7 protein-coding genes are annotated in these 14,507 nt (G+C 27.5%); 1 reads left to right on the forward strand and 6 read right to left on the reverse strand.

Annotation, left to right across the window (positions count from 1 at the left end; genetic code table 11):
* The 4 genes from Q9968_RS04035 to Q9968_RS04050 form a co-directional block, all read right to left on the reverse strand.
* Positions 1-2,224: Ig-like domain-containing protein (locus Q9968_RS04035; protein WP_305513721.1), on the reverse strand; the 2,224-nt coding region annotated here is incomplete at its 3' end.
* Between the two features lie 86 nt (positions 2,225-2,310).
* Positions 2,311-7,914: an Ig-like domain repeat protein gene (locus tag Q9968_RS04040; protein WP_305513722.1), complete on the reverse strand. Its 5,604-nt coding sequence runs from the start codon at positions 7,912-7,914 to the stop codon at positions 2,311-2,313.
* 65 nt (positions 7,915-7,979) lie between these two features.
* Positions 7,980-10,475 (reverse strand): Ig-like domain-containing protein, encoded by a 2,496-nt coding sequence (locus Q9968_RS04045; protein ID WP_305513728.1) that lies wholly within the window; start codon positions 10,473-10,475, stop codon positions 7,980-7,982.
* Positions 10,476-10,538: 63 nt separating this feature from the next.
* Positions 10,539-11,237 (reverse strand): hypothetical protein, encoded by a 699-nt coding sequence (locus tag Q9968_RS04050; protein ID WP_305513730.1) that lies wholly within the window; start codon positions 11,235-11,237, stop codon positions 10,539-10,541.
* A 41-nt stretch (positions 11,238-11,278) separates the two neighbouring features.
* Between Q9968_RS04050 and Q9968_RS04055 the strand changes: the two genes are divergently transcribed.
* A complete protein-coding gene (locus tag Q9968_RS04055; protein WP_305513732.1) occupies positions 11,279-11,941 on the forward strand; it encodes a hypothetical protein in 663 nt (220 codons plus the stop codon).
* A 3-nt stretch (positions 11,942-11,944) separates the two neighbouring features.
* Here the strand turns inward: Q9968_RS04055 and Q9968_RS04060 are convergent, their stop codons facing one another.
* Both Q9968_RS04060 and Q9968_RS04065 read right to left on the reverse strand, forming a co-directional pair.
* Complete coding sequence (locus Q9968_RS04060) at positions 11,945-12,769, reverse strand: energy-coupling factor transporter transmembrane protein EcfT (RefSeq protein ID WP_305513734.1); 825 nt, start codon at positions 12,767-12,769, stop codon at positions 11,945-11,947.
* Positions 12,766-14,493, reverse strand: coding sequence for an ABC transporter ATP-binding protein (locus Q9968_RS04065; RefSeq protein ID WP_305513735.1), 1,728 nt, complete (start codon positions 14,491-14,493; stop codon positions 12,766-12,768). Before Q9968_RS04065 ends, Q9968_RS04060 begins: the two co-directional genes overlap by 4 nt.
* Positions 14,494-14,507 lie beyond the last annotated feature (14 nt).

The following is a 14,507-nucleotide window of genomic DNA, read 5'->3' on the forward strand; positions in this document are numbered from 1 at the left end:
TAGATACAGAAATGTTTTTAGCAAATGATTCATACTTATCATCCCCAGAATATGCAATATTAACATTGTGTTCACCTTCACATAATTCAAGGATTTTAATTTTAGCATTGCCTTTTACTAAAGTTTCAACATAATTTTTACCACCAACACTAACTGTTAAGTTACCAGTTGCATCTAAAGGTAAATTAATAGCAAAATATAGGCTATTGTCTTTAAAAGAATTTATATCCAATACTTTATCAATATTAACGATTTGAACTTTAGATACTTTAATACAAGTTGTGTTTTCATTTGAGCAATATTTATCATCACCTTTGTAATTTAAAATTAGGATATAAGTTCCTTCTTCAGAAAAGCTTAAATTTAAAGTTGAAACACCATTTATAATAGTTAAATTTTGTTTTATATTGTTAAGCTCAACAGTTAGGTTTCCAGTAGCATCATTAGCTAAATTAAAGGTTATATTTACCTCATCACCCACTTTAACATCACTAGGAATTAGGATATTAATTAACGGATTAATCTTATCAACAGTTACAATAACATTTTTTGTTTTTTCTCTGTATTTTTTATTTCCAGAAAACTTCACAATTAAATTATTATTTCCAAAAACTAAATTTGGAATATCAATATTAATAGTACTATTAGTTAATTCTTTTGTATAATTTTTATCCCCTACAAAAACATCAATATTACCATTAGCATCAGAAGGCACAATAATTTTTAAAGTTGCATTTTCACCAACTTTGATTTCACTTGGAGCGATTACATAAATCTGATAATCATCAACTTTAGATACAATAAAATTAACTGAAGTTAAACCATGAATATGATTTACTTTATCAAAAAAGTAAATATTAGCCGTATAATTACCTTCATCTAAATCATTAATAGTTACATTAACTAAAGCTTCATTATTTATACTTAAAGAATGAGTTTTATTATTAATAGTAACATTAACAATGCCAGATATAGCCTCAGGCAAATTTACAGTTATATTTGCATTTTCAGTAGGATGAATATTATTACAGCTTGCATTAATGCCAATATTTTTAAAATTTAAATTAATTATTTGTTCATCTAATTTAGCAGTGATCTTGTTATTTGAAGAATTGCTAGTGTAAATTACTTTAAAAGTACCATTTTCTAAAATTGCAGTCCATGCTAATTCACCTGTATTTGAAGATAAATTAACCACCATAGGTCTTATATTTTTAATAACTTCATTTGTACCATTCCTCATTAATTTACCAATGATTTCATATTTATTATTTCCCAAGTATTTTTCACAAATAGAAAATACCGCATAACTTGAAACTAAACATTTACCAATAGCCCACGTACCTGAAGGATAATAAGTCATCTGCCCACTAAGGGTAACAACATAATTAGGAAGAGTATTTTGACAGAACCAACAATCTTTTAACATTCCTATTTGTGATGTAGTCATCATTCTTGCAAAAAAATGAGACTCAGGATCTTTATCTAAAATACAGTATTTAAATAATGCCTTAACATTAAAATAATATTTTTCAAGAATTATATCACACTTACTAAACTTACAATTAATAAATTCAAAAGGAGAATGGTAAGATAAAACATAAGTACGGTAAAAATTTAAAAAAGTACAATTATGAAATTTGCCATCCATAAATTTACCTTTCACTACATTAAACCAACTATAATTACCACTAATTGGAGTATAATTTTGTACATAACCATAATCTTTTGCATCAAAAGTAATATTAGAAAATGTAAAATTAGAAGACGCAGAAACAAATCCTAGTGACTGTGAATAACTATTAGAGTTAACTGGTTTAATAATAACATTTCCACCATTAATGGATTGCATTAATAAATTACTTGTATTAAATTTTAAGTTTGATCCAACATAATAAATTCCATCAAATATATTAATTTTTACATTACCTTTGCCATTAACATCAATACATGCTAAATCTAGAGTTGCAAAAGGATTTTCATAAGAACCATTACCTCCATCTTCAGTGATGTTTTGACCAACATGAACTTCATAAAACTCTTCAGATGATTTTTGATTATTATTAACTGAACTTAATATGTTCTCATTATCAATATCATTAACAATTATTTCATCTCCATCATAGGTTAATGAACTATTATCATTTGTTGCACTAACTTGCCCAACACAACAAATTAATAAAATCATCATTGTTAAAACAAAAACTTTTAACTGTTTTTTCATCGTTTCACCTTCATTTTAGTATTAAACAATTAATTAAATAAAAAAATAATATAAAAATAACATTATATTATCAATAACATTATTTTTTAACTGCATTTTTTATTTGCATTATCCTTTAAGTAAGATACATTATAACTGTATTTTTTTCCAACTTTTAATTTTTTAAGAATGTTTTTCTTAATATTAAAAGTTGCAAGTCCTTTTTTATTGGTTTTTGCGTTATATATTTTGCCCTTGAATTTTAAAGTGATTTTTTTGCCTTTTAAATATTTTCCATTGATTTTATTCAAAGATACTTTAATTTTAAGTGTTTTAGCAGATTTTTTAACTTTTAGATTTTTAGCAGATATTATGCTTTTTACTGTTATTTTATTAGTTGTTTTAACTCCATTATACATTGATATTACGGTGTATTTTTTGGAACTAGGATTTAAATTAATCTTAAATGAAGCATAACCATATTTATCAGTTTTAGCTTGTGTTTTTTTACCGTTTACCATGAAAGTTATGGTTTTACCAACTAAATTTACATTTCCCCAAGTTAGTCTAACTTTATACTTAACCCCACTAGTATACGGCATTATAACATCAAAGCCAGATAACTTCACAGGAGGAATATTTACAACACAGTAATGAATATTCGCTGCATATTTATCATCCCCAAGATATATAATAAAAATATTATGATTTCCAGAAGATAGATCTGGAATTTTTAATAAAGCACTACCTTTGACAAGATTTATAATATAAGCTGTACCATCAACATAGATAGTTAAATTCCCAATTGCATCATCAGGTAGACTAATAGTGAAAATTGAATTTCCATCAGATTGAATCTTGTTATTCATATTAATCATTGGAATATCCTTAACAACAAAACTAGCCAATTTACTAACCTTATTAAATCTCATATCACCACTATATGTGACGTTAATTGAATAATTACCAATTGGTAAATTTGGAATAGTTATTTGAAATACTCCTTTATCAATAATATATTCATATATTTTTTCACCAATTTTAAAAGAGATATTGCCTGATGCTTGATTATTTAAAGTAATTATAATCCTCACATCACCAACAGCAGTACCGTTTTCAACAAAAACAGATAAATTAGGATTAATTAATTCAGAACTATTTAATGCAAAAATACTATTATCCTCAGAAGTGACATAAATCATACCATCAGCATTCATTATTGGATTTCCAGTTATTTTACATCCCAAATCAGACTTCCACAAAACTTTACCATCACTATTGATTCCATAAAACATTTTACCAGAAGCAAAATACAAATTTCCATTATTATCTATTAAAACACCAGAACTTATACTCAAATCACTAACTAAAGATTCGATACCACTAATTAAATCATATTTATATAATTTACCTTGTGAATTAACTGAATATACTCCTTTTTCATGATTCAGAATTATCTTGTTTCCAACACCTCCAGTTACTTTTGTTTTCCACATTCGAGCACCAGAACTGTTATATGCAACAATAAAATCATCATGAATCGTGTAAATTATGTTTCCTTCACCAATAACCGGCTTTACTTTAGCATAATTTCCACTTTTGATAAAAATAGTTTTCAACGTTTTAGCGTCAATTACTCTAAGAGTGTTTTGGGATAAAACAACTATAATATCATCATTTAGTGTTGGTGAAGCAATAGGTTTTACATTACCTAAATCAACTATTTTAATTTGTCCACCATGCTTCCAAGCCTTAAATGGAACTATAACAAGATTATAATTGTTTGATGAAACTTGATACTCACTAACAATGTATAAATTTGCATTAGAATCAATAATAGGTGAAAATAAACTAGATCCTTGATATATATTAGAACTCCCATAAATCTCACCAGTTGTTTGATTTATAAAGTATAATGTATCTCCAGATTTTGGTGAAATTATTACATCCCGACCAATTGTGATTCCTGAAAAATTACCATCATGTGTACCATATGAACAATTCCATCTTGGAGTTCCATTACTTGTAAAAGAATAAATTCTAGATTTTGTTGCTACATAAATATTGCCTTCATAATCAATCATCAGACTACCAACAATTTCACCACCGATAGTTTGATTCCAAAATACATTACCATTAACTTCACTATCATATATTGATTTTCCACTATTGCTAGTGTCAAAACCTTCATTTACCCATTGGGAATTAGGATAATCCGATACGCTAAATGTGGTGGAATTAGAAACAGTAAAATAATTATTACCTGAATATGTTGCAACAAATGTATATTCACCAATTTCTAAATCTTCAATTATATAAACTAAATTACCAGATAATGGGATTTTTAATGTAACTCCATTAATAGTGAATGTTCCACTTACCTTTGGAGGAACACTAATATAAATAATTGCATCCTGACCAATTTTTATACTGCTGGATGAAATATTAAATGACAGATTAGTCTTATTTATTGTGAAATTATTAATTATTGTTTTATTAAAGTAAGTATCATCACCAGTATAAAATATTACAACATTTTTGATTCCAGCATCAATATTTTCAAAAGTTATTGTTGATTTTCCATTGACAACACTAGATGTATTTGTTTTACCATCAATTGTAGCACTTACATTCCCTGTAGCATTATCATTTAAAGTAATCTGTATAGTAACCATTTCGCCATAAGTAATATCTTCAATTACCGCATCCATAGTTGAATTTAAATTATCTACTTCAAGATTATATGAACTTTCGCTAGATAAATACTTATCATCTCCACTGTAAATAGTTCTGATAAAATAATCCCCTCTACTTACATTTTTCATGGTATATGATGCTTTTGCATTTTCTAAAATTAATGTGTTAACAACACCATTTACTGAAATACTTACATTACCTGTAGCATCATCATTAACAGTGATATTTAAAACAACATCACCACCAACCACAAATTCATTAATTAAAATTTTAGTAAAAGAATTATATTTAGATACTGTAACCGAAGTTGTTTTAATTTGAGGCAAATATTTTTTATCTCCAGTATAGTTAATAATGATTGGATAATTACCTGCTTTTAAATTTTCAAAAATAAATATTGTATTAGCATTTGCAATTTCTTTTACCTGAGTTAAATTGCCAACACAAACTGTTAAATTGCCACTAATATCATTTGGAAGTTTGACTTCAACAACTAAATTATCACCATACATAACATTTTTAGCCTTAAATGAAATATTAGGATCAGATTTTAAAAATTTAAAATTAATCGTGGTGAAAATTCCATTATAACTAGCAGTTAAAGACCCATCATATAACTCTGTTAAGGTATACTCCACTGTAGAATAACAATCTGTAATATTTTTATTAATACTTCCATTAACTGGGATAATTTTTAAATTAAATTTAGGAAAATCCAAATATTCATCGCCATTAACCAGATTAAAACCAAACTGAACTAATGTCACTTGATTTTGCTCAAGAGAATCTGAATTTGAAGTAATATTTAAAATTAACCAATTATCCATTTTTAAATTATTAGGTTTAGTTAAATTATTTAAATTGTTACCCCACCAATTATAATTAACATTAATATTCTCAATGTTACCAGAAATAATATCCTTTTTGTTATTTATTAAAATCGAATTTTTAATTGATGCAAATCCATTATTATAAACTATAACTGCATTATTATTCATAATTATAGAATTAACTATTTCAACAGAAGTAGAATCTATAAATTTAGATACTAAATTATCCATTATTAAACATTTTAAAATAATTAAATTACCGTTATTCTGTTTAACAAAAGTATTTCCAGTTAAATTAACAATATTCATATTTTTAATAGTGAAATTACTGGCATTTACACTAAACATAGACTTTGAAATACTACCAATAAATTTAGCATTACCCTCACCTTTAATTGTCAAATCATTATTTATTTGAAGATCTTCTTCATAAAAATCCCCATCCATAATTAAAATATTTTTACAATTTTTAGAAAGTTCAATTGCTTTTTTAATTGAAAAAACAGGATTCGACCTTGATAATCCATTATTAGCATCATTTCCATAATTTTTTGAAATGAAAATATATTCGCGAGTACTAATTACTGTTAAACTGTTTGATTTATGATTAGAAATACTTGGAATAACATATACATTAAAAATGTCCAAATCATCAAAATCTAAAGTAAAACTAGTTGAATTTACTGTTTTAAAATACTTATTATCCACATAAACATCATAAAGCGTTTTATCTAAAATATCTGAATCATAATATTGGGGATTAACTAATTTCGAATTAATTTTAAATGAAGCATTATCATCATTAACATCTAATAATTCAAGATTTAACCTTGAAAATTCAATTGAATTTCCCAAATAATAATTATCCGAAATACTTGCATTTGATGAACCTAATTCAACATATAAAACATCACCATATCTAGTATGATTAATGAATTTATTTCCTTCAATGATAACATTTGGAGAACCCCAATCCCCACCTGGATCTAATACACATATTGCTGTACCAATTGAAGCCGCATTTGAAATAAAAGTCGAATTTCTAACCTCTATTGAACCTTCATCCATTATAGAAATTGCTCCTCCACGACCAGTTCCAGTTGTTGATGTGTTATCAAGAGCCCAGCAAAGATTTTCATTATTTTTAAATAAAGAATTTTCAATATAAATATGAGGTGCTGTTTCATAATTACAAGCTCCAATTGCTCCTCCACCATTATTAGTAGTGCAATTATTACCTTCAAATATTGTATTATAAATTTGCAAGTAACTATAAGTATACAATGCTCCACCATTCCAACCAGCTACATTATCTGTGAAATTAGAATCATAAATAGTTGTATTAGCTCCACCATGAGTATGAATTGCTCCAGCCCACCAAAAAGACCTATTTTTATAAAATGTAGTATTGTAAACAGTTAAAAGAGCACAATTATTAATACAACCAGGTTCAGTTCTAGCATAATTATTTCCAAAATAACAATTTTTCACAAACATGTGCGCAGATTTAAAATGATAACGTTCAAAAATACTAGCACAACCAAAATCAGTTGTACAATTAATAAAAGTACAATTATCTAAAGTTGCATAACCTCTTTTTAAATACACAATACAGGAATGACCTAACTTAGTATTAATATTACTAAATGAGCAATTCACCAATGAGTTATTTGATTTACCAGCCATTTGAAGAAATATTGCATCAGGACTGTGCTGTACGTTAATCCATTTAAAATCAATGCCTTTTAATGTTAAACCTGCATTAACCCCATCTTGGACAATAATAGCAGTATATTTGATTAGTTTGGGAATTGATGAATTATCACCAATATATGCTCCAGAACTACCTAAAATAGTAAAATTATTCAAAACTTTAATTTGACAGTTTGAATCAGAAGAATTAGTAGGATAAAAGTTAGTATTTTCCTTTAATTTTACAATATAATCCTTATCTGTTTGTGATGCATAATATTGAAGTTCATCCCAATTATTCACTACAATGACATCAGATCCCGATTTTATTAAATCTGATGAATCATCAGATTTCAATTCATTAGTAATATTACTAACTTCCAGATTGGAAGAATCATCATCTAAAGTTAAATTATCATTAATTTCATTTGCAGATACAATATTAATTCCTAAAAGTAAAACCAACATCAAAAAAATAAAAAACTTTTTCATAATCCACCTCCACTTATGGATCTTAAAATAAAAAAAAAAAAAAATAAAATAGAGAAGAATTAACTCTATTTTTTAACTGTAATTTTTTTACTTACACTATCTTTAAGGTAAGATACGTTGTAAGTGTATTTTTTACCAACTTTTAATTTTTTAAGAACATTCTTCTTAATACTAAAAATCGCTACACCTTTTTTATTGGTTTTTGCTTTATATTTTTTTCCTTTAAATTTTAATGTTATTTTACCTTTTAAATATTTGCCGTTGACTTTTTTCAAAGAAACTTTGATTTTAAGTTTTTTAGCTGATTTTTTAACTTTTAAATTTTTAGCAAAAACAATACTTTTTATAGTGATGTTTTTATTTAATTTGACATTATCATATGTTGCAGTTATTGTGTATTTACCTGGTTTTGCATCAAGTTTTAAGATAGCATATCCATTTTTATCAGTGATGACTAGATAAGGTTTCTTATTGAACTTAATAATTACTTTTTTTCCTTTAACTGCAACACCATTCAAAGTTACAAGAATCTTATATTTGTATCCACTAGTATAGTACATTGTAATATCTTTACCGGTTAATTTAGGTTTAGGAATGTTAATAGTAGTATTTTTAACTATTGGAGCATATTTATCATCACCAGAATAGGTAATTATTATATTATGGTTTCCAGCTGATAATACAGGAACATTTACAGTAGCACTACCGTTAAAAAGTGTTTGGGTATAATTTTTACCATCCACTGTTACAGTTAAATTACCTGTTGCATCAGCAGGTAAATTAATACTGAATGTAGGGCTGGTACCTATTGGAGTGGTGATATCTAATACTTCATCAGTATTGTTTATTTCAATTTTAGATACTGTAAAACTAGTGCTATTTCCATTAGAACCATATTTATTGTCACCAGTATAATTAACAATGACTGAGTAGACTCCTTCTTTTAAATGAGTAAAAGTTAAAGAAGCAGTGCCATTTATTATTGTTAGGTTTTGTTTATCATCATTTACTTGAATAGTTACGTTTCCAGTAGCATCAATTGGAAGATTGATTGTTATAATAACATCATCTCCAACTTTAGCTTCACTTGGAGCAGTGATATATATTTGATAATCCTCAATTTTGGATACTGTGAAATTAGTTGAAGCTTCACCATAAACCTGATTTACTTCATCTTTAAATGTGGCATATACAGTGTATTCTCCTTCATTTAAAATCTCATCAACAGTAATATTAACAGAAGATGAGTCTGTAACATTCACTGTATAAGTTTTATTATTAACCACTACGTTAACTATACCATTTGAATTATCAGGTAAAGTCACAGTAATATTAGCATATTGTCCAATAAGAATATCTTCAACACTCACATCAATATCTGCTGTTTCAAAATTCAATTCCAATTCTTCAAAGTCTAACTTAGCAGTGACTGTATGGTCTTTAGAATTACTTCTATAAATTACTCTGAAAGTACCATTTTCTAAAACAGCAGTATCTGGCAATTCACCAGTAGTTGAAGATAAAGTAACATTCATAGGACCTAACTGATCAATACCATCACTTGTACTATCATTCCACATCAATTTACCAACAATCTCATAAGCAGTATCATTAATATAATTCTCAGAAATAGAAAATATCGCATGCCTATTGATAATTAATGAACAGTTATGAAAATAAATTGGAATAGGATAAAAAGATAGATCATCTGTAATATTAAAAGAAGATGGAATAGTATTAGAACCTAACCAAACATCCTCCAAAGTTACATTTTTAGAGAATGTACTTATAAATCTGGAACAATTAGCTGAAAAAATACAATATTTAAATTGTCCTCCGAATGATTCTAAAATATATCCTGTTGGATTATCAATATCAATGAATTTACAATTCGAAACTATAAGACTAGATTCCAAACTTCTTAACCAATACAAAATTGGGTTTTTATTAAAGCCCCTAAAAGTACAATTATAAATCTCACCTCCCGTAGAAGTTCCAGTTAACCTATAATAACTACCAGTTAAGTCTGAAGCATCAAAAATTAAATTATTTATTTTCCAATACCATCCATCAAATGTTAACTCAACACTATTATGAGGTTTTGGTTTTAAAATTACTTCACCACTAACTGGCTCCATAATTACATTAGTATAAGACCAAAACGCTGTATTTTCTATAATATGAGTTCCTTCAAAAAACTTGATTGTTAAATTCTTTTCAACATTCTTAGTCTTTTGAATGGCTATTGTTAATGTTTTAAAAGGATTATCATAAGATCCATTACCATCCTCTGTATTTGGTCCAACATAAACAACATGTTGAGAATTTTCTTCAGAAGAATTATATGATCCATCTTTTAAAACATCACTATCAGCCACCTTTAATACAGTATCCACCTTATCTGAATTATTTTCAATATTAGTGTTTTCATCATCTATTGATAAATCTATTGATTGATCAACTGTATCAGAAGAGTTAATATCTTCCAAAGCATTGACTGCATTAAACGAAAGTAAAATTGTAAAAATTAAAATTAAAAGAAAAATTTTTTTAAACGTCATATTTAAAGTCCTCCTAAAAAAATAAAAAAATGAGAGTTTTAAACTCCCAATAGTTTTACATAATTAACTTCTTATAACTCCTATTTTTTGAAAATTTCCTAAATAAGAACCAGATTTATAAATATTCGCAAAGGGTATTTTTAAATCTATGAAAGAAGATGAAATAGTGTTTATAATGTCTCGGCAATAATTATTACTAACACTATTACCGCTTCCACCACCAATATATACTGCAGCATCACCACAGTTAACAGTACCAGCGGAGTTAATAGTTTTTAAAGCATTATAATGCACAGTAGTATTAACTGCACTCATTAAATAAACCGCATATGTTCCATTTTTAACAAGAATATTATTATTGTATATATCATAGATATGATTTCCAGAAGTCCATTGAGCGTAACTAACTCCAAATGCATTGAATGATGGATTATAACCTGCAACATTATTAACAAGAATAGTGTTGCCAGTTACATTAGCATAATCATCTTGTAATTCCATGCCAGATACTAATGACCATGAATCAGTTCCTGCAGAACCAGTAACATCAATATTATTGCCAATATTAGTTCTATTTAAATTATTTTCATCAACTGTAATCACATTCTTTTCAACGTCTACAAGTGATTCATCAGCAACATCTGCTCCAATAACATCACTTTCCTCAATTATTGCACTTTCATTTGTATCTGTTGCACTAACTGTACCAACACAACAAATTAAAATGATAGCCAATATCAGCAATATATTTAATTTTTTCATTAAATTCACCTGTTTTAGAATATTAAACTTTATCCTCTTTTATGGGCAATAATTATTCGAAAATTAGTGCTGTTTATAAAGCCATTAAATCTAAGTTATCAACCGGAGAAAGTGTTAGAATATATATGAGAAACTTTACACAAGAAGAAATTGGATACTCATGTCAATTCTGTCATAATTTATATAAACTAACTTTTTTAAGTTATTACAAATATCTAAAATCACCCAAATATCAAATTATTGCAGCACCTAATAGAATCCCTCTTGTTATTAATTTTTTAACAGGGCATTGGCTAGAATGTTATGTTGTAAATGAAATTGAAGAATTAATAAAAAAATTGAACATCAACAAAGAAACATCTTTTTTATTAAATCCGCAAATAATTTTACCTAATGGAGATGATTTCGAACTAGATGTTTTATTTTCAGTTGAAGAGGACATTTATTGGATTGAATCAAAAACATCAGATTACCACCATTATCTGGAAAAATATTCAAAAATGGCCAAACTATTAAGTTCTGAAAAGGTTCATCCTTTTTTAATATTGACGGATGTTCCCCAACAAACTTGCAATAAACTTTCCAATTTATTTGGAATGGAAGTTTTAAATATAGAAAATTTCTCTGAAGTAATGTTTGAAGAATTAAAACCCTATAAAACTATTCACAATACTGAAGAAATAACCAATAGTGAAATTGATTAATATTTAACCAAATTTACCTAAATAAAAACCAATTTCACCCATCAATCCAAATTTATATGCGATGAAAAATATTAATGACCCTGTAATCCAATACATCAATACATAAATCCAATCATCCCTATCGAATTTGAGTTTTTTAAAAAATGTACGTTCTTCAAAAGCTCCAAAAGCTCTGCTATCCATAGACAATGCAGCTCTACTGCCAATTCTGATGGAATTAACAATAAGTGGAACAGAATATCTTTTTAGTTTATTGAAATAAGAAAAAATCCCCTTCTCATCGGAAAATCCCATAACTTTGTGAGCAGACCTTACAACATTAAATTCGGTTTCTATCATAGGTATAAATCTAAATGCAACCATAACCCCATAACTAAATTTATAAGGAATATTCAAATTTTGAATTAAAGATCGTATAAAATTACTTGGTTCTGTAGTGAGACTAAAAGGCAATGCTAAAATAAGCAAAGAATAAATTCTAACAGCATAAATCAAACCTAGATAAACACTAGTCCAATAAATATTAAATGACCCAATGGAAAAAAGTATTGGAGAACCTGCAGTTAAATCACTTCTTGCAGCTAGCAAAAACAGAATAAAAATCGAAAGTGAAAAAATCGATATTGGAGCTGAAATCTTTAAAAACCTAATAATGGGAATTTTGCCCAGTGTTAAAATAATCAGTGCTGTAAAAACAATAAACGCCAGAGGTATCCAAATCTCATTAATCAAACAAATTAAAAAAAGAAATGGAAAAAAACTAATTATCTTAGATAGTGGATTTAATTTGTTTAAAAAAGAAGCGTTATCATAGAAAAAGATCTTCACAGTACCACCTGTTGACTGAAATAATCAACAAACTCCTCACTAGAAGACATGCCCCTCAAATTTTCATCATAATGAGATAAACGCTTAGAAAGTTTCAAAAGAGGAGGTAAAGTTAATGATGCTCTTTCAAGAATTTCATCCCTCTTAAAAAGATCCTTTGTTGTTCCCTTAAAAATTATCTTTCCTTTATTCATTACAACAACTTCTTCAGCGTATTTTTCCACCAAACTCATATCATGAGTAATCACGATTATTGTTTTACCTTTATCATTTAAAGACTTTAAAAAACTTAACAATTTAGTTGAACTTTTAAAATCTTGACCAAAAGTGGGCTCATCCAATATTAAGATATCCTGACCTAAGGTCAACATTGTTGCAACACTTAATAACCGTTTTTGACCATGGCTTAACATAAATGGGCTTTTGTTTCGATAATTTTCTATATCAAATTGCTTTAAGGTTTTATTTAGCCAATTATCAATTTGATCTTGTGAAAATCCTCTAAGTTTCAATCCAAAGCTCAATTGTTCCTCAACTGTGTCCTTAATAAACTGATGTTCAGGATTTTGAAAAACATATCCTATCTTTTTGCTTAGATTTTTTGAGGATATGTTAGATATATCCTCATTATCAATGAAAACCTTAGATTTAGGAGGTTCTATAACATTCACCATATGTTTAGCCAATGTAGTTTTACCTGCCCCATTAGTTCCGACAATAGCTAAAAAATCACCGGAATTGACATTTAAATTAATAAAATCCAATACCTTCTTTTTACCATATGAAAATGACAAATCTTCAATTTTAATCACATTTTCTTTATTTTCCTCAAAAGACTGTGAAATTTCATTAAAATCATTAGATTTTTTATTGTTCGCAAAATTTTCAAGATTTCTTATAGATTCAACAGCTTCCGGAATGGTCAATGGCACCCTATCAAGTTTTATGTTATTTTTTTCCAGCTCATAATAAAGCATAACCACCTGAGGCATCCAAATTCCTTCCCTAATAAGAATATCTGCTTTGTTCGTGAAAATTTCCCTTGGTGTTCCTTCGGCTATTTTAATTCCCTGTTTATTTATAACTAAAATTCTATCAATGATTTCCATTAAATCATCAAGTTTATGCTCAATGAGAATTATTGTATTATTTTCAACTTTTTTAAGGTCCTTTAACTTTTCAAAAAAATCTAAAGTACCGAAAGGGTCTAAATTAGCTGTTGGTTCATCAAAAATGAAAACAGAAGGATGCATAGCTATTAATGCAGCTAAAAGAATTTTTTGTTTTTCACCACCTGAAAGGCTGTAAACCTCCCTATAGCGATAATCTAACATGTTGACTTTATTTAGTGCCTCAATTAACCGTTTTTCCATTTCATCATGAGAAAAGCAAAGATTTTCCAATGCAAAAACAATTTCATCCTCTACATTCAAACTAACAAATTGCGCTTCAGGGTCTTGAAAAACAATTCCCACTTTTTGAGTCAATTGATGAACTGGAGTTCCATCAGTTTTTTCACCGCAAATTTCAACAGTCCCTTCCATCTCACCAGGTATGATATTAGGTATAATGCCATTGAGAGATAATGCAAAAGTACTTTTACCCGAGCCAGATGGCCCTAAGACCAGTACCACTTCCCCTTTTGAAATTTCAAAATTAATATTTGTTATGGATTTGCAATCATTTTTCTCATACTTAAAAGCCAAATCATTGATTTTGATCAAAATTTTCACCTATC

Origin of the sequence: Methanobrevibacter sp. V14 (genome assembly GCF_963082475.1) — an archaeon.
Classification (GTDB): domain Archaea; phylum Methanobacteriota; class Methanobacteria; order Methanobacteriales; family Methanobacteriaceae; genus Methanocatella.